Here is a 17,180-nt window from a genome sequence, read left to right as displayed (position 1 = left end):
ATGGGGGATGGCGCGCTTAAACCGCGGCATGCTGCATCTTGGTGCAGCGAGTGTCAATGCCAGATGACAGGCACCAGAATGGGGCGTTCAGCCTGACTGTTGTGATCCTTTTCACAAAAAATAGACTGGACCCATAACGAAGCCCTGTGGACAGGGCTCGCAGCCCGCCCGCAACGGCAGGCGACAGACACTCTCTCATTACTTCGCTTGGATACAGGTTATGGACAACACCTCGATTCGCACTGCTCATCCTATTTATGAGGATGTGCTGGCCCTGCTGACGGCGGCCGGCTTTGTTTCCCTCGGCATCTTTCTGTTTCATCAGGTTGGCCTGCTCACTGGCGGTACTGCCGGGCTGGCGCTGCTGCTGCAAAAGGTGACCGGCATCAGCTTCGGCCTGCTGTTTTTCGGCATCAACCTGCCCTTCTATGCGCTGGCATGGTTGCGGATGGGGCCACGTTTTACCTTCAACACCTTTGTCTCGGTGGCAGCAGTCTCCTACATGACCGATCACCTCAACGGCGTGTTGCAGATCGGCAAGATAGAGCCTCTCTATGCGGCGCTGATCGGCGGAACCCTGATTGGCATGGGGCTGCTCATCATGTTTCGCCACAAGTCGAGTCTGGGGGGCTTCAACATTCTGGCGCTCTTTATTCAGGATCGCTTTGGCATCCGGGCGGGCAAGCTGCAGATGGGGCTCGATTGCGCCATTGTTGTTGCCTCGTTTTTCGTGGTGCAGCCCTGGATCCTGGCGCTCTCCATCGTGGCGGCGGTTATCTGTAATCTGGTGTTGACACTCAACCACAAGCCCGGCCGTTACCAGATTGCCTGACAAGCTGCGGCAGTGGCTCGATAAGACAAGCGTGACCCGATAGCACGAGGCGGCCTGATGGCCGCCTCGTCTGTTTCTACCCAGGGGTTTGTTCGCTGCGCCTAGCTTGCCTGCTCCAGCCTGCTGTCACCGCTCATGGCGTTGCCACTGATGGCGCTGCCGCTGATAGCGTGACCACTGACGGCGAGCGGGGTGTGGCAGGCCACCTGATGATGTGCCTCATCACACGCCTCAAGCTTGGGCGCCTTGCTTTTGCACAGCTCGGTCGCATGGGGGCAGCGCTGGTGGAAGTGGCAGCCGCTTGGCGGCGAGATGGGGGAGGGCACATCGCCGGTCAGCAGAATGCGCTGGCTGCGCCTGCGCGGGTCCGGTACCGGAATAGCGGAGATCAGCGCCTGGGTGTAAGGGTGGCGCGGTGCCAGATAGAGCGACTGGGCATCCGCCAGCTCGACGATCCGTCCCAGATACATCACTGCAATCCGATCCGAGATGTGTTTGACCACCGACAGATCGTGGGCGATGAAGATGATGGAGAGGTTCATCTCCCGCTGCAGGCTGAGCAGCAGGTTGACGATCTGCGACTGCACCGAGACATCGAGGGCCGAGACCGCCTCGTCGCACACCAGCAGCTTGGGCTTGAGAGCGATGGCGCGGGCGATGCCGATCCGCTGGCGCTGACCGCCGGAAAACTCGTGGGGGTAGCGATCCACCGCGCTGCCCGGCAGGCCCACTTTTGCCAGCAGCTCCTGCACCCAGCCGCGTCGCTGCTCAGTGTTGCCTTTACCGTGGATGATAAAGGGCTCCTCCAGGATCTGGCCCACGGTGTGGCGGCTGTTGAGGGATTCTGCAGGATCCTGAAATACCATCTGCATCTCCTGGCGCAGGGAGCGCATCTCCTTCGGGCTGAGGGCAGTGATGTCGCGTCCCTCGAAGGTGATGGTGCCCGCGGTCGGCTCGAACAGCTTGAGCAGACTGCGCCCGAGGGTGGACTTGCCGCAGCCCGACTCACCCACCAGTCCCAGCGTCTCTCCCTGTTTCAGGTCGAAGCTGATGCCATCCACCGCATGAACCGTATATTGCTTGCGCAGGAAGCCGCCTCCCAGCCGGAAGTGCTGTTTCAGATCCCTGACCGATAACAGAGTGCTCATGGGGTCAACTCCTTCCAGTAGTGACAGGCGACATGGTGGCGCGGATTGAGTTGCTCCACCGCCGGAATGGCGCTGATGCAGAGATCGGTCGCATGGGGGCAGCGGTTGGAGAAGCGGCAGCCAGCGGGCATCTCGTGCAGGGCCGGTACCTGTCCCTTGATGGTCTTGAGCAGGCTCTTGGGCTCATCCTCCAGGCGCGGGATTGAGCTCATCAAACCGTGGGTATAGGGGTGACGGGGATGGTCAAACAGTTCGAACACATCGGCCTGCTCCACCGCGCGGCCGGCGTACATCACCACCACTTCGTCGCACAGCTCTGCAACCACCCCCAGATCGTGGGTGATAAAGATGATGGCCATCCCGGTCTGGGCTTGTAGCTCTTTCATCAGTTCGAGGATCTGGGCCTGAATGGTGACATCCAGCGCCGTAGTCGGCTCGTCGCAGATAAGCAGGTCTGGCTCGCAGGAGAGCGCCATGGCGATCATCACCCGCTGGCGCATACCGCCGGAGAGGTTGTGGGGATAGACCGCAAAGCGCTGGGCCGGTTCCGGGATGCCCACCTTCTGCAGCATGGCGATGGCCGCAGCTTTGCGCTGGGCTTTGTCATACTCGGGGCGATGGAGGCGAAACACCTCCATCAGCTGCTCCCCCACTGTCTGTACCGGGTTGAGTGCCGTCATCGGCTCCTGAAAGATCATCGAGATGCGGTTGCCGCGCACCTTGTACATCTGATCCGGCGCAAGCGACAGCAGTTCCTCCCCCTGAAAGCGGATGGAACCGGCTACCACTTGGCCATGGGGCTTGGGCAGCAGCCCCATGATGGCGAGTGAAGTGACACTCTTGCCACAGCCGGACTCGCCGACGATCCCCAGCGTCTGACCCGGGGCCACCTTGAAACTGACCCCGTCGAGCACCTTGATCTTGCCGTCATCGACGGCGAACTCCACCTCAAGATCGCGTACTTCGAGGATTGGGGCCTGGTGCTGGCCGTTATCAGCGGCGAACTCCCCCCCGTTATCCGGTACGTCAAGGATGGGGGCCTGAGTGTTGGGCATAACGGCTGCTCCCTTCGCAATGGCCTGAATATCAATGACGTGCATAGGTCTTGTCGAGCAGGTTGATGGGCGCCAGCGCCTCCCCTGCCTCCTTGGCGTTGCGGGTCTCTTCCTTCACCTTGGGATCGAGCCAGAGCAGACCGCCACTACTGTGAGGATAACCGTCCATCGGCCAGTAGAGCAGATCCGGCGTGTTCTTGGTGGCAGGAACTTCCGGCAGCATCACATAACGCCAGCTGCTGGCCCGCACATAGTTGAGCTGCACCCCGGGCACGAAGATGGCGAGGTCATAGATGCGCTGCTGGATCTGCTGGGAGAGCTTGGCCCGCTTGGCCATGTCGAATTCGACGTTGTAGGCATCGATCAGCGCGTCCAGCTCCTTGTCAGCCACGTTGAACAGGTTGTTGGTCTGCGGTTTGTTGGCGTTGGCGGAGTGGAAAAACTCCCAATATTGCGGATAGAGACCGCCGCCGCCCCAACCGAGCCAGGCCGCCTCGTGTTTCTTCTCCAGCATCACCTTGAAGCCGGTGGCGCCATCCACCAGGTTAAGCTCCAGATCCAGACCCGCCTTCTTGGCCTCCTCTTTCAGCACGGTCAGTCGCTTGGAGTGCTCCTGACTGGTGTAGGTGAGTGCCAGCGTCAGCCGCTCCCCCTTCTCATTTTGCAGGATGCCGTCCGGCCCCGGCTTGTTGTAGCCGCCCTTGGCAAAGTACTCCCGCGCCTTGCCAATGTCATAAGCCCGCTCAGGCAGCGTGATGTCAGTGAACTCGCCAAAGCCCGAGTCGAAGGTGGTGGCTCTGTCGTAGTCGCCGCGCAGCACGGTCTCGATCATCTTGTCGATATTGAAGGCGTGCTGGATGCCGAGGCGCACGTTTACGTCCGCCAGCTTGGGGTTGGCCACATTGAGGTGAACCCCCTGACCACCCTGTTTGGTATCGGTCATGGCCATTACCTTCTGCACGTAGCCTTTTTTGTACTCCGGGGTTACCGCTTTTTCATGCCACCAGTTGGGCAGGATCATCTCGAAGGTATCGATCTCCCCTTTCAGGAAGTGGCGGAAGGCGATGTTGTGATCGCGGATCACCTGCACCTTGATGGTGTCGATGTTGAATCTGTGCTGGTTATAGCGATCGTCTTTTGCCCACCAATCCTTCTGTTTGCTGAAGGTGACCGACTTGCCCTTCTTGACGTCGCTGATCACGTAGGGACCTGTGGTGGGCACCACGGCCCAGTTGTACTGCTTCACCCAGTTGGGGGTCAGCTTGTAGTAGTGCTTGGGTTGGGGCCACAGCTCGGTGGTGTTGAGCAGGTCCATCTTGGCCTTGCGGTTGCCCGCTTTGACCATAATAGTGTGGTCATCGATCTTCTCTACCGCGACCACTTCAGTGGTGTAGTAGTTGTTGAACCAGGGCCCCTTGATGTGTTTGGAGCGCATCATCTCGTAGCCGAAGGTGTAGTCATCGGCATTGACCGGCTTGCCATCCGACCATTTGGCGCGGGGATCCAGCTTGAAGTAGACGGTCTGGCTGTCTGGCGCTATGGCCCAGTGGGTCGCCAGCGAGGGGATGGGGTTGCCGGTATTGGGGTGGAAGCTGATGAGTCGCAACTGGTTATCGAGAATAAAGGAGCGGAACGATCCGTTGGAGTCAGGCCCCACGGTGCGGAACGTCAGCGGAAAGCTCTCCACAAACATATTGAGGCTGCCGCCCGACAGCGCCTTGGGGGAGGCGAACACAGGATCCGTGTCGTTGGTCTCCCATTTGAGATCCGCGGGTAGGCTGGCCGCCCAGACCCAGGATCCGTTTACCAGCACAAAGAGAGCACCTATCCATTTGATTTTATTTTTCATGTTTGACTTCCAGGTCTGGCCCCTGCACTGGGGGTCTTGATTGATAACGGGATTATCCCTTGCTCCCGGGACCGCCGATGGCGGCGGCCCGTCCTTCATTAATCACTGTTCGTTACCTGACGCCTGCCGATGCGCGCTGGTACCGTCTGGCTTATTGGTAACGGGTAAATTTGCGTGGGTCGAACGCCTCGCGGATCGCCTCGCCGATAAAGGAGACCATGATCAGCACCAGACTCACCGCGGCCACCACTGAGCTGACTATCCAGATGGCATCCAGATTGTTGATGCCCTGGGAGAGCAGCTCCCCCCAGCTCGGGGTCGGCGGTGCCAGCCCGAAGCCCAGATAGTCGAGTGCCGTCAGGGTGGAGATATTGCCCACCACGGCGAATGGCGCCAGGGTGACGATCATCATCAGGGTGTTGGGCAGGATGTGGTTGAAGATGATCCGCCCGGTGGTCGCCCCTTGTGCCCGCGCCGCCATCACATAGTCCCGCGCCCGCTCCTTGTAGGTGAGGGTGCGCATATACCAGGTGATCCCCATCCAGCCGAACAGCACGTTGATGGCGACAAACAGGCCGAAGTTGGGCTTGGCCAGCGACACCAGGATCATGATGACGTAGAGAAACGGCACCTGGGACCAGATCTCGATAAAGCGTTGCAGGATGAGGTCAAAGCGGCCGCCAAGAAAGCCCATCAGACAGCCGATGGTGACCCCGATGGCGTAACTGGCCGCCAGTGCGATAAAGGCAAAGCCGATGGCGATGCGAAAGCCGTAAACCAGCCGCGCCAGCACGTCGCGGCCGCTGGTGTCGGTGCCGAGGAAGTGGCGCTCAGCCGCGCTGGGGGCGTAGGGCGGGTAGGCATCCTCCTTGAAATCCTGCTCGTAGGGGTTCCAGGGCACTGGCGGCAGCAGCACCCAGTCGCCCTGGCCCTCTGCGGCAAATTTGGCCTTGAGCTGGCGGTAGTTGGTTTCGTACTCGTAATCGAGCCCGAACTGCTGACCGGGGATCACATCGCCATAGGTGGGGAAATGCAGCTGGCCCTGATAGCTCACCATCAGTGCCCGGCTGTTGACCAGCAGCTCCGCCAGCAGGGAGAGCAGCACCAGGGTGGTGAAGATGATGAAGGAGTAGTAACCGCGCTTGATCGACTTGAAGCGCTTGAGTTTTTTCAAGGTAACCGGATTGAGCTTCATGGTCAGTCTCCAAACCGCACGCGGGGATCAACGAGGGCAACGCAGATATCGGAGACGATATGGCGTGATATCAGCATCGGCATGGCAATAGAGGTCTGGTTCATGGTCAGTCTCCAAACCGCACGCGCGGATCAACCAGAGCCACGCAGATATCGGAGACGATATTGCCAATCAGCATCAGCATGGAGGTGATGGCCAGAATGCCCATAACGGTGGGGTAGTCCCGCTCGACGATCGCCTCGTAACCGAGCAGGCCGATGCCGTCGATGTTGAAGATGGTCTCGATGAGGAAGGAGCCGCCAAAGAAAACGGTGAGCACAGACCCCAGGTGACTGGCGATGGGGATCAGGCTGTTGCGCATGGCGTGGTCGGTGACCGCCTTGCGAAACGGTAAACCCTTGGCCACCGCAGTACGCACATAATCGGCCGACAGGTTCTCCATCAGGCTGTTTTTCATGGTCATGGTGAGGATGGCGAAATCGCCGATGGCGTAGGCGATAAGCGGCAGCAGGGCGTGGGCAAAGACAGTGCGGATCTGATCCCAGCTGCTCTCCATGTACTCAAAATCATCCCCCGGAAAACCGCCCATCGGCAGCCACTCCAGATGGAAGGCGAAGACGGTGATGAGGAAGATCCCCACCACGTAGGCTGGCAGGGCATAGGCCATGTAGATAAGCATGGAGCTCAACGAGTCGAAGCGGCTGTTGTGCCTGAGCGCCTTCGCCACCCCCAGCGGAATGGAGACCGCATAGCTCAGCAGAAAGGTTGCCAGCCCGAAGAAGGCGGTAACGGGGAGCCGCTCCTTGATGAGATCCCACACAGGCTCGTAGTAGCGGGTTGATTCGCCCAGATCCAGCACCGCCAGCTTCTGCAGCCACTCCCAGTAGGCGACCAGCATGGGCTTGTCGAGGCCATAGAAGGCCTTGAGCTCCTCGATCTGTTCATCGGAGAGGGCCTGCGCCCCCTTGCTGCCGCTGGAGCGGCCAGATTCATTCTGGGAAACCTGGGCTTGCAGCAGCATGCGTTCGACCGGTCCGCCCGGCACGAAACGGGTGATGGTGAAGACGAGCAGGGTGATACCGAGAAACGTCGGGATGATCAAAAGCATCCGGCGTAGGAAATACGACAGCATGGTGGAACCTCGTCCTTGTTGTTCTTTTTTGCGGCCAGTCAAATCCGGTGACGGGCCTGTCCTTCCTGGCATTACGCGCTGGATTGGTTGCCAAACAGCAGACAATCCGCTTGGCCACTGTAAAAGCTCTGCAACAAAAATCAAGTACAAGGAAATGGAAAACTGGGACAAATGACCCGCTGAGACCAAAAGCACCGAAAAAAGACGTTTTTTATCTGAAAAGTGAAAATCAAAACAAAACGCTACTGCTCAACATTATTTTAAAAAATATAAACAGCTGTTTGTTTGAGTTTTGAATGTTTTTAAGTTGTTGATTGGTAATGTTTTTGTTTGGGGTGTGAAATTGAAGGAAAACGATATCATCTCGACGACTTTAACTGTTATCCCCATGGGAGCGGTCAGGTTCAACCCTCATGAAGTTAGTGTTTTATTCTTATTAATGCCGGTAAATCAAAATAAGATATAAACGGACAGCACGTTAACTAATAAGTTCATCAAATTTTAATTCAGCGCCATTTACGCCATTTAACAATGTTTTTACATTGCACTGGTTGTTTTTGGCAGAATTATTCACTAATTATGTCGGTCAAAATTAATGCACTCCGCTTATTCTACGCCTGACCTCGCCACCCCCCTGCTCCATTGACGTCGCTAGTCAAAGATTGATAAGCCTTACACATCGCTCCAAAGAGGGCGGTATCAGGAAGCAAACAATAAACAACCAGGAAGGATATAAGCGATGCTTAGGAAGAGCAGAATCTCTGCTGCGATTGCGTTCGCCTTGGCGAGCCTTGCGGCGGCCCCATCCGTATCTGCCGAAGAAGGGCAGAACGTCGAAAAACTGCAGAAAATCAAAGTCACTGGCTCCCGTATCTCCCGTGTTGATGTTGAGGGTGCGACTCCGGTTGTCTCTGTCAGCAAAGCCCAAATTGAACAGTCTGGTCAGCAGACTGTGGCCGATTATCTGAAACAAGCCTCCTACAACTCCTTTGGTGGTTTCTCCCCATCCTCCGGTAGTTCCGCCCAATCACAAGCCACAGTAGGGCTGCGTGGTCTTGGTGAAGATCGCACGCTGGTGCTGCTTAATGGCAAGCGTATCGCCGGTTCTCCCTCCATGGGCGGCACTGCCATCAACCTCAACACCATCCCCATGGCGGCGGTTGAGCGGGTGGAAGTGAACCTGGACGGTGGCTCCGCCCTGTATGGCTCTGATGCCATCGGCGGCGTTATCAACGTGATCCTCAAAGAGGGTTTCGAAGGGCTGACTTTCCAGGGACGTATTGGTTCACCGACCGAAGAGGGTGGTGACGAGCAGAGTGGTTCCATCGTTAGCGGCATCTCGGGTGAGAAAGGTTCCCTGATGATGGTCTACGAGCATGATGTCAAAGACGAAATCTATTACAAGGATCGTGACTATCTGGCCAAGCAGGGGGCTGAGTCTCCTAGCCTCTATGGTCGCAATATCAAGGGCGTAGACGCGGCAACTGGCAAGACCGTAACCCGTACTCTGAATGGGGTCGACTGTGAAAGCACCGGCGCCGGTTTTGTCACCAAGGGTACGGCTTGCCGCTTCGACTTTGCCCAGGTCGCAGCCAAGACCGCCTCGCGTACTCGCGACACCGTCTATGTCAACGGCCGCTACCATATCAACGACAATGTGGATTTCGTGCCACAGATGATTGGTTCCCGGGTCACCAGTTTTGGTCGTTTTGCCCCTGCTGCCGGTGACTTCACTGTGGATGGCTCCACCCCTGAAAGCGCTGCAGTCCTGTCTGCCAACAACTTCAGCACCGCCAAGGCTGCGACGGTTTACTACCGCTTCAACAACGTCGGTCCCCGTGACAATGAAGTGACCGACTTGACCGGTACCCTGAACCTGGGTTTTGAAGGGGTGGTTCCGACCGAGGCGGTTGGCGATCTGGAGTGGAACGCCGGTTACATGTACTCCAAGACAGATAACCAGAGTATTGGTAATGGCTATGTATTGGAGCCGGCGGTTCAGACTCAGGTAAACAGTGGAAACTTCGTCAACGGCAGCTTCTCCGCTGATGCCACCAAGGATCTCTCTTATACCACCAGCCGCAACTCCAAGATGGATTTCTTCCAGTGGTATGGCGGTCTGGGTTGGGAGATGGGCGAACTGCCTGCTGGCCCGGTCAGCTGGTATCTGGGGGCCGAGTATAACGATTGGGTTTACTCCGACACCTACGACAGCCAGTCCGAAGCGGGTAACGTACTGGGTTCATCCGGCAACTCCGGTAGCGGTGTGCGCGATGTGTTTGCCACCTACATCGAGAGCCTGATCCCCATCACCGAGCAGATCGAACTGAACCTGGCGGGTCGTTATGACAAGTACAGCGATTTTGGCAGCGCCTTCTCGCCCAAAGCGAGTCTGCGTTATCAACCGCTCGACCAGCTGATGTTCCGTACCTCCTGGTCCCAGTCTTTCCGCGCGCCGGGTCTGAACGATCTCTACGCGGCTGATGCCCAGTCAGCGGACTTTGCCAAGGACTATGTCTCTTGCCAGGCCAATGGTGTGGCCAACTGCGCCGAAGAGCAGTACGAGACAACGCGCCAATCCAACAAGAACCTGAAGGAAGAGACCGCCAACACCTTCACTATCGGTACTGCCTACAACCCACTGGACAATCTGAATCTGTCGCTCGATTACTACTACATCAAGATTGATGACGTTATCCAGCTGGCTACCACCCAGACCCAGTTCTATCAGGAGCTCAATACCGGCAGCAACCCGAACGTTATTCGCGATGCCAACGGCGATGTCGAGAAAGTCTATGCCGGCATGGTTAACCTGGGGCAACTCAAGACCAGTGGTATCGACTTCAAGGCGGACTACAAGTACGACTTCAACACCTTCACCCTGCGTTATGACTTCGGTGGTACTTACATCCTGCAGTACGAAGAGGGGCTGTTTGCCGGTGGTCCGATGATCGACAAGAAGGGTTGGAATGGCAAACCTGACTTGCGCCTCAACTCCGGGATCGGTGCCAACTTCCCGCAGCTGTGGAATCTGGATACCTACCTGAGCACCAACTATATCGACTCCCAGAGCCAAGACTATGTGGATGACAAGGAAGAGGGCCATATTGCTTCCAACACCATCTGGAACCTGAACGTCGCGGTCGATACCAGCTGGAATGCCAAGATCCAGACCGGCGTGAAGAACATGTTCAACCGCGGGCCTTCCCTGTCCAACGATGGTTTCACTTACGATGAAGACCTCTACGGCATCGACGGTCGCGTCTACTACATCGACTACACCCAGAAGTTCTAATCAACCCTGTTGATATACAACCTCAGCCGGCCCGGTCGGGCCGGCTGTGCCCAACGTCCAAGGAAGTTACGGAGATAGGGTAATCCTATGAAGACAAGGACCATTACAATGAAGAAAGCGCTCCTTGGCAGCCTGGTTTCGGCCGCCTTGTTGACCAGCTTCAATCTGAGTGCCGCCACTGCCGGTCAGGCCGTGGACGCTCAAGCCGCCACCGACAACGCATCCAAAGTTTCCCAGCAGAAGATCGACAGCTATGCCGAATCTGCCGAATCCGCACTGGCCCAGTACAAGGCAGCCCTGCGTCAGGTCGACAGTCTGCGCACCTACAACGAGCAGGTGAGCAAGATGGTCGAGTCCCAGAGTGCCGAGCTGGCGTCGATGCAAAAGCAGATCGCCCAGATCGACCAGACCAGCACCGAAGTGGTGCCCCTGATGCTCAAGATGATCGACTCCCTCGAGCAGTTTGTGTCACTGGATCTGCCGTTCCAGAAGGTCGAGCGCGAGGACCGCGTGGCGGCCCTGACCGACCTGATGAACCGGGCCGATGTCACCATCTCCGAGAAGTACCGCAAGATCCTGGAAGCCTACCAGATCGAGGAGGGCTTCAGCCGCACCATCGAGGCCTACAAGGCGAGCCTGGACAAGGATGGCAGCGAGAAGACCTACGAGTTCCTGCGTGTTGGCCGCATCGCGCTGCTCTATCAGTCCCCGGATGGTCAGGAGACCGGCATGTGGAACAAGCAGACCCGCCAGTGGGAAGAGTTGCCTCAGGAGTATCGCAGTGCGGTTGAACAGGGCCTTCGCATCGCCAAGAAGCAGGCGCCTCCCGCGCTGATCAAGCTGCCGGTTCAAACTGCGGAGAAAGCATCATGAAAGGAATCAAACTTGCTATTGCCTCCCTGATTGCGGGAGCAACCCTGGTCACCCTGCCGGTGACCGCCGCCGAAAAACCGGTGGATCTCAATGCGCTGCTGAACCAGGTCAAGGCCTCCAGCCTGAGCGAATCCCAACTCAACAAGGAGCGGGAAGCCCGCTTCCTGGCTGACAAGAACGAGCAGGGGGCGCTGCTGGCCAAGGCCAAGGCCGAGCTGGCTGCCGAAACCGCCAAGGGCGAGCAGCTCAAGGCGACCTTTGATGCCAACGACAAGCAGCTGACCGAACTGACCGAAACCCTGCGCCAGCGTTCCGGCAACATGGGCGAGATGTTCGGCGTACTGCGTCAGTTCGCCGGTGAGTTCAAGGGGATCTTCAATGCCTCCGCCCGTCGGGTCGAGCATCCGGAACAGACCGCGCTGCTGACCCGTCTGGCCGAGAGTAAAGAGCTCCCCTCCAGCGACGATCTGGAAGCGTTCTGGACTACCACCCTCAGCCGCATGGTGGACGGTGGCAAGGTGAACCAGATCCCGGCGACCGTGGTCTACGGCGAAGGCAACCAGGCCGAGAAGACGGTCACCCAGATCGGTGAGTTCAACACTGTCTCCGAAGGCAAGTACCTCACCTTCGTGCCGGAGACCGGCAAGTTCGAGCAGCTTTCCCGTCAACCTGACAAGGGGGTGCTGGAACCGATCGCCGAGTTTGAACAGGGCGGTGACGGGGTCAAACCCATCTTTATCGACCCGTCTCGCGGCGTGATCCTCTCTCTGCTGGTGCAGTCACCGACTCTCAAGGAGCGGATCGATCAGGGTGGTGAAGTGGGTTACGTCATCATGGTGCTCGGTGTGCTCGGTACCCTGCTGGCCATCTTCTGTGGTATCCGGCTGTCGTTGATCGGCTCGTCCATGCGCAAGCAGCTGAAATCCGATCAGATCATCAAGGGCAACCCCATTGGTGACATGCTGGGAGCCTACCAGAGCCATCGCGGTGACAACATCGAGGATCTGGAGTCCAAGCTCGACGAGATCATCCTGCGCAACGTGCCCAAGTTCGAGAAGGGTATCAGCATCATCAAGCTGATCGCCTCGGTCGCGCCGCTGCTGGGCCTGCTCGGTACCGTAGTTGGGATGATTGCCACCTTCCAGGCCATCACATTGTTCGGTACCGGCGATCCCAAGCTGATGGCGGGCGGTATCTCGGAGGCGCTGGTGACCACCATGCAGGGTCTGGTCGTCGCGGTGCCCATGCTGTTCCTCTATACCATTGTGCAGACCCAGAGCCGTCGTCTGATCCAGGTGCTGGAAGAGCAGAGCGCCGGTTTCGTTGCCCGTTATCAGGAACGTCTGCACGCCTCCAAAGCCGCAGCGTAAGGAGTCACCCATGTGGTTCTGGTTGATTGAAGAAGTCGAGTCGGTCCGCCGGTTTTTGGGATTGGGGGGCGATGTATTGGTCGCCCTGTTCTTCCTGACCCTGATGATGTGGGCCCTGTTGCTGGAGCGCTGGTTCTACTTCATGGCTGTCTACCCCAAGCAGGTGAAGCAGACCAAGGCCACCTGGCTGGCCCGCACCGATCATCTCTCCTGGTCTGCCAAGCAGATCCGCCGCGAGCTGGTCTCACGGGTTGCCATGGCGGTGGACAAGGGGATGCCGGTCATCAAGGTGCTGATCGCTCTCTGCCCGTTGATGGGGCTGCTGGGGACCGTGGTGGGGATGGTGCAGGTGTTTGACACTTTGGCCATCACCGGCACCGGTTCGCCGCGGGCGATGGCATCGGGGATCTCCAAGGCAACGGTACCGACCATGGCGGGCATGATTGCCGCCCTTTCCGGCCTGTTTTTTGTCAACCAGCTCGATCACAAGGCCAAACTGGCGGTGCAAAAGCTGGAAGACAACCTGAAACACGGTTGATGCAGGATGCATACCCCCGGCGAGGCATGGCCTGCCGGGGGCACAGAACAAGCAAGGAGTTTCTGCTATGAGAAAACGTTACAGCGACAGCGGTGCTGACGAGGCGGCTATCGATTTGACCCCCATGCTGGACATAGTGTTCATCATGCTGATCTTTTTCATCGTTACCACCTCCTTCGTCAAGGAGTCCGGTGTCGAGATCAACCGTCCCAGTGCCAGCACGGCCGAGACGGTGAAGAAGGGCAATATCATGGTCGCGGTGCGCGAAAACGGTCAGGTCTGGGTCGACAAGCGGGTGGTCGAGGTGGGGGCGGTACGCGCCAACATCGAGCGGCTGCGGGCCGAAAACCCGGAGAGCGCCGTGGTGATCCAGGCCGATAACGAATCCCGTTCCGGTCTGGTGGTGCAGGTCATGGATCAGATCCGCATGGCCGGTGTCCAGAACATCTCCATCGCGGCAGACAAGAGCAGCTGATGCCGGAGAGAGACCTATGAGATACCTGATATCGTTGGCGGTCTCCTGTGTGGTGGTGTTCTTTCTGTTTCTGGGAATGAACAAGCTGATCACACCGGATCACCGGGAGCTGGTGGAGAAGGAGGACGTCACCATGACCGATTTCATCCGCCTCAAGCCCCAGGAGACCCTGCAAGAGAAACAGCGAGAGCTGCCCAAACCGCCGCCGCCCAAGCGTCCGCCACCGCCTCCCGAGATGGAAGTGGCCAGCACGGATCGGCCTAAGATGGAGAGCGCGCCGATGGACATGCCCAAGCTCGACATCCCGGTCAACATCGGTGGTGGCAACGCGCTGGGTGCTTACAGCACCGGCGGCGGTGGTGGCGGAGTCGGTGGCAACAACGGCGCCATTCCGCTGGCAACCTTCGAGCCCATGATGCCCCGCAAGGCGGCGCTGGCGGGGCTGGCCTCCGGCAAGGTGCTGGTGGAGTTCACCGTCACCGAGCGCGGCACCGTCAGCAACGTGCGGATCGTCAAGGAAGAGCCGCGCAGCTATGACCTCGGCAAAGAGGCGCGCAAAACCATCGCCAAGTGGACGTTCAAACCGGCCATGGTGGATGGCAAGCCGCAGGCGAGTCGTATGCAGCAAGAGATCGAGTTTGCGGTCAACTAAGGAAGGTGGCGATGAACAAGTTACACAAGATGATCCTCGCCCCGGTCGCCATGGCGGTGCTGCTCAGCGCCGCCAGTTGGGCCGCCGAGCAGCCGGCCCTGTCGGATCGGGCCTATCGGGCGGTCAACAAGGCGCAGGAGCTGATCACTGACAAGCAATACGGTCTGGCGAATGCCAGATTGCAGGAGGCACTCTCCAGCGTGGGTGATAGGGTCTACGACAAGGGAGTCATATTGCAGACTCTCGGTTTTGTGGCCGCCCAGCAGGAGAAATACGGTCAGGCGACCAAGTACTTTGCCGATGCCATCGCGACAGGCGGCTTGCCGCCACAGGTGGCCCAGCAGGTGCGCTACAACCTGGCCCAGCTCTATATGGCGGAGGGTAATTATCAGGGGTCGATCAAGACCATGAAAGAGTGGTTTGCCAACCAGGGCAAGGATGACAAGCCCAACTCCCATGCCTATATCACGCTGGCCAACGCCCACGTGCAGCTCAAGCAGTACCGTGACGCGATCCCGGCGGTGGATCAGGCGATCAAGCTGTCGGCAGGTAAAGCGCCGGAGTCCTGGTATCTGCTGAAGATGGGGGCTCACTACGAGCTGAAACAGTACAAACCGGCGACCGAGGTGCTGACCTCTCTGGTCAATATGTTCCCGGAGAAGAAGAAGTACTGGACCCAGCTGTCGGCCATGCACATGCAGGCAGGCAACGATGCCAAGGCGCTGGCGGCGCTGGAGTCGGCTTATAACCTTGGCATGTTGACCGAGGCCGCCGAGCTGCAGCGCCTCGCCAACTACCTCGCCTTCACCGGCATTCCCCATCGCGCCGCACGGGTGATGGAGAAGGGGATGAAGGATGGGGTGATTGAGCCGAGTGCCAGCAACTACAAGACCCTGGCCAACTACTGGCATCAGGCCAAGGAGCTGGATCCGGCCATCGACACTCTGGCCAAGTCCTACCAGCTGGCCCCGAGCGCCGAATTGCAGCTGAAAATGGCGCGCATGATGATCCAGAGCAAACGCTATCAGGATCTGGTGGCGCTGGCCGCCAAACCGGCAGCCAATGCCAATGGTGAACAGCGGGCGGATCTCAAGTTCCTGACCGGGGTCGCCTATTTTGAGCAACAAAAGCCGAAGGAGGCCCTCAACGCCTTCACCCAGGCGGCTCAGAATGGCAACGTCAGCGGTCGGGCATCTCCGTGGATCAGCTTCCTCAAAGAGCAGAGTGGCACCGGAGAGGCAGCCGTCCAGTAATTCCAATGACAACTACCTGTAGTCCCTTTTATGGTTGCCTGGTGGCTCCATTAACCGCTCTTCGGAGCGGTTTTTTTATGGTGGCTGCCAGCACCGGCGGGTGGCCGACGCACGGTTTTATCCCTCTTCATACCAATAAAGAGCCTACGTCGACATTGGTTTATCTCCCCGGATGCGACAAACGTTTTAGCTAGGGCTGCAACCGTGAAGCAAGGTGGCGCTGCGCTGTGGTTGACTAGGGCTCGGGTGGCTCGCTGAGAAGCGGGCAGTGCCATTCATCTTTCTCTTTGCTGCGACTTGCCAGTGTGGCTTTTGCCCTGTTGATAAGCGTCACACCGAAAACGGCTACTTTTAACAAGAAAAGCAACATATGGAAGTTGAAATTTTGGCCGACTCAGGAAAGAATGCGCGCTCGGTTATTGGCGTCGTGGGGCAGGTTGACCCGCCACCGGCAGACCGAGGATGAGACGGCCCCCGGCCCATTTGGTACAGGAAACCACACAGGAATTTTATGAATCCTCTTCGCACTGCCGCTTCGGCCCTTTTATGCACTTTTGCGCTGGTCAGCCAGCAGGCTGCCGCCGTCGAGTACCGTCTGCCTGCGGCCAACAGCCGCCTGATCGGTGAAAACCAGGAATACGTGGTGCCTGCGGACAACCGTCCGCTGGAGCAGATCGCTGCTGACTTCCAGCTGGGTCTGACCAACATCATGGAAGCCAACCCGGGCGTTGATCCCTATCTGCCGAAAGCGGGTAGCACCCTGATCATTCCCCACCAGCTGATCCTGCCCAACGCGCCCCGCGAAGGGATCGTCATCAACGTTGCCGAGATGCGTCTCTACTACTACCCGAAAGGGAAGAACGTGGTGGAAGTACTGCCCATCGGCATCGGTCAGCTGGGGGTAAACACCCCGGAGAACTGGATCACCAAGGTAGAGCGCAAACGCGCCAACCCGACCTGGACCCCGACCGAGAACATCCGTCGCCGCTATGCTGCCCAGGGCAAGACTCTGCCGGCAGTATGGCCAGCCGGTCCGGATAACCCCATGGGTCTGCACGCCCTCTACATTGGCAACCTCTATGCCATCCACGGCACCAATGCCACTTTCGGTATCGGTCTGCGGGTGAGCAGCGGCTGCGTGCGTCTGCGCGCTGACGACATCAAGTATCTGTTCGACAACGTGCCGGTCGGCACCCGCGTCCAGTTCGTCAACCAGCCGGTCAAGACCACGGTCGAGCCGGATGGCGGTCGCTACATGGAAGTACACGAGCCCCTGTCGCGCACCGAGGAGGAGTTCAACTCCACCGCCTCCGTGCCGCTCCCGATGACACCGGCCATCACCCGCTTCATCGCTCACGCCGAGTCTGACTCCAACGTGGTCAAGCAGGTGCTGGAACAGCGTACCGGTATGCCGACCCGCCTCAATCCCTGATTGAGCAAGTTGGCGGTGCCGCGCGCACTGGCTGAATAAAGAAAACGGCGACCAGATGGTCGCCGTTTTTTATGGGGGAGT

General features: G+C 58.4%; 14 protein-coding genes. 9 read left to right on the top strand and 5 right to left on the bottom strand.

The window, feature by feature from the left end; translation table 11 throughout:
* Window positions 1-220: 220 nt before the first annotated feature.
* Entirely contained in the window at window positions 221-832 is a 612-nt protein-coding gene (locus ACTG2B_RS17105; protein WP_005349421.1) for a YitT family protein, read from the top strand.
* A gap of 101 nt (window positions 833-933) precedes the next feature.
* On the opposite strand, the gene ACTG2B_RS17100 is transcribed toward ACTG2B_RS17105, so the two are convergent.
* The 5 genes from ACTG2B_RS17100 to ACTG2B_RS17080 all read right to left on the bottom strand — a co-directional run bounded on the left by ACTG2B_RS17100 (window position 934) and on the right by ACTG2B_RS17080 (window position 7,211).
* Entirely contained in the window at window positions 934-1,980 is a 1,047-nt protein-coding gene (locus ACTG2B_RS17100) for an ABC transporter ATP-binding protein (RefSeq protein ID WP_100654460.1), read from the bottom strand.
* A complete protein-coding gene (locus tag ACTG2B_RS17095) occupies window positions 1,977-3,035 on the bottom strand; it encodes an ABC transporter ATP-binding protein (RefSeq protein ID WP_236340973.1) in 1,059 nt (352 codons plus the stop codon). The genes ACTG2B_RS17100 and ACTG2B_RS17095 overlap by 4 nt, the downstream gene beginning before the upstream one ends.
* A gap of 31 nt (window positions 3,036-3,066) precedes the next feature.
* A complete protein-coding gene (locus tag ACTG2B_RS17090; RefSeq protein WP_064338688.1) occupies window positions 3,067-4,884 on the bottom strand; it encodes an extracellular solute-binding protein in 1,818 nt (605 codons plus the stop codon).
* A 151-nt stretch (window positions 4,885-5,035) separates the two neighbouring features.
* Entirely contained in the window at window positions 5,036-6,079 is a 1,044-nt protein-coding gene (locus tag ACTG2B_RS17085; protein WP_013724081.1) for an ABC transporter permease, read from the bottom strand.
* Between the two features lie 106 nt (window positions 6,080-6,185).
* Window positions 6,186-7,211, bottom strand: a complete 1,026-nt coding sequence (locus ACTG2B_RS17080) for an ABC transporter permease subunit (RefSeq protein WP_031227629.1) — start codon at window positions 7,209-7,211, stop codon at window positions 6,186-6,188.
* A 739-nt stretch (window positions 7,212-7,950) separates the two neighbouring features.
* Here ACTG2B_RS17080 and ACTG2B_RS17075 point away from each other — a divergent pair.
* From ACTG2B_RS17075 to ACTG2B_RS17040, 8 genes are all read left to right on the top strand, one after another.
* Window positions 7,951-10,506, top strand: a complete 2,556-nt coding sequence (locus ACTG2B_RS17075) for a TonB-dependent receptor (RefSeq protein WP_439996488.1) — start codon at window positions 7,951-7,953, stop codon at window positions 10,504-10,506.
* 108 nt (window positions 10,507-10,614) lie between these two features.
* Window positions 10,615-11,379, top strand: a complete 765-nt coding sequence (locus ACTG2B_RS17070) for a DUF3450 domain-containing protein (RefSeq protein ID WP_005338938.1) — start codon at window positions 10,615-10,617, stop codon at window positions 11,377-11,379.
* Window positions 11,376-12,749, top strand: coding sequence for a MotA/TolQ/ExbB proton channel family protein (locus ACTG2B_RS17065; RefSeq protein WP_439996487.1), 1,374 nt, complete (start codon window positions 11,376-11,378; stop codon window positions 12,747-12,749). Before ACTG2B_RS17070 ends, ACTG2B_RS17065 begins: the two co-directional genes overlap by 4 nt.
* 10 nt (window positions 12,750-12,759) lie before the next feature.
* Entirely contained in the window at window positions 12,760-13,287 is a 528-nt protein-coding gene (locus tag ACTG2B_RS17060; RefSeq protein WP_005338936.1) for a MotA/TolQ/ExbB proton channel family protein, read from the top strand.
* A gap of 67 nt (window positions 13,288-13,354) precedes the next feature.
* Window positions 13,355-13,762 carry an ExbD/TolR family protein gene (locus ACTG2B_RS17055; protein WP_005338933.1) on the top strand — a complete coding sequence of 136 codons (408 nt, stop codon included), beginning with the start codon at window positions 13,355-13,357 and terminating at the stop codon, window positions 13,760-13,762.
* Window positions 13,763-13,778: 16 nt separating this feature from the next.
* Window positions 13,779-14,414 (top strand): energy transducer TonB, encoded by a 636-nt coding sequence (locus ACTG2B_RS17050; RefSeq protein ID WP_040068663.1) that lies wholly within the window; start codon window positions 13,779-13,781, stop codon window positions 14,412-14,414.
* Between the two features lie 11 nt (window positions 14,415-14,425).
* Window positions 14,426-15,667, top strand: coding sequence for a tetratricopeptide repeat protein (locus ACTG2B_RS17045; protein WP_439996486.1), 1,242 nt, complete (start codon window positions 14,426-14,428; stop codon window positions 15,665-15,667).
* A gap of 511 nt (window positions 15,668-16,178) precedes the next feature.
* Window positions 16,179-17,099 (top strand): L,D-transpeptidase family protein, encoded by a 921-nt coding sequence (locus tag ACTG2B_RS17040; RefSeq protein ID WP_005338927.1) that lies wholly within the window; start codon window positions 16,179-16,181, stop codon window positions 17,097-17,099.
* The last annotated feature ends 81 nt before the right edge of the window (window positions 17,100-17,180 follow it).

It is taken from the genome of Aeromonas sp. 30P (assembly GCF_051919805.1).
Taxonomy (GTDB): domain Bacteria; phylum Pseudomonadota; class Gammaproteobacteria; order Enterobacterales; family Aeromonadaceae; genus Aeromonas; species Aeromonas veronii.
Note: the sequence above shows the minus strand (reverse complement) of the source record. Positions and strands in the feature narration are given on the sequence as shown.

What these genes read in the sequence shown, in the direction of transcription:
- ACTG2B_RS17090 (WP_064338688.1), bottom strand. Translation starts at nt 4,884, where the DNA reads ATGAAAAATAAAATCAAATGGATAGGTGCTCTCTTTGTGCTGGTAAAC.
- ACTG2B_RS17095 (WP_236340973.1), bottom strand. Translation starts at nt 3,035, where the DNA reads ATGCCCAACACTCAGGCCCCCATCCTTGACGTACCGGATAACGGGGGG.
- ACTG2B_RS17075 (WP_439996488.1), top strand. Translation starts at nt 7,951, where the DNA reads ATGCTTAGGAAGAGCAGAATCTCTGCTGCGATTGCGTTCGCCTTGGCG.
- ACTG2B_RS17040 (WP_005338927.1), top strand. Translation starts at nt 16,179, where the DNA reads ATGAATCCTCTTCGCACTGCCGCTTCGGCCCTTTTATGCACTTTTGCG.
- ACTG2B_RS17070 (WP_005338938.1), top strand. Translation starts at nt 10,615, where the DNA reads ATGAAGAAAGCGCTCCTTGGCAGCCTGGTTTCGGCCGCCTTGTTGACC.
- ACTG2B_RS17100 (WP_100654460.1), bottom strand. Translation starts at nt 1,980, where the DNA reads ATGAGCACTCTGTTATCGGTCAGGGATCTGAAACAGCACTTCCGGCTG.
- ACTG2B_RS17105 (WP_005349421.1), top strand. Translation starts at nt 221, where the DNA reads ATGGACAACACCTCGATTCGCACTGCTCATCCTATTTATGAGGATGTG.
- ACTG2B_RS17085 (WP_013724081.1), bottom strand. Translation starts at nt 6,079, where the DNA reads ATGAAGCTCAATCCGGTTACCTTGAAAAAACTCAAGCGCTTCAAGTCG.
- ACTG2B_RS17065 (WP_439996487.1), top strand. Translation starts at nt 11,376, where the DNA reads ATGAAAGGAATCAAACTTGCTATTGCCTCCCTGATTGCGGGAGCAACC.
- ACTG2B_RS17050 (WP_040068663.1), top strand. Translation starts at nt 13,779, where the DNA reads ATGAGATACCTGATATCGTTGGCGGTCTCCTGTGTGGTGGTGTTCTTT.
- ACTG2B_RS17045 (WP_439996486.1), top strand. Translation starts at nt 14,426, where the DNA reads ATGAACAAGTTACACAAGATGATCCTCGCCCCGGTCGCCATGGCGGTG.
- ACTG2B_RS17080 (WP_031227629.1), bottom strand. Translation starts at nt 7,211, where the DNA reads ATGCTGTCGTATTTCCTACGCCGGATGCTTTTGATCATCCCGACGTTT.
- ACTG2B_RS17060 (WP_005338936.1), top strand. Translation starts at nt 12,760, where the DNA reads ATGTGGTTCTGGTTGATTGAAGAAGTCGAGTCGGTCCGCCGGTTTTTG.
- ACTG2B_RS17055 (WP_005338933.1), top strand. Translation starts at nt 13,355, where the DNA reads ATGAGAAAACGTTACAGCGACAGCGGTGCTGACGAGGCGGCTATCGAT.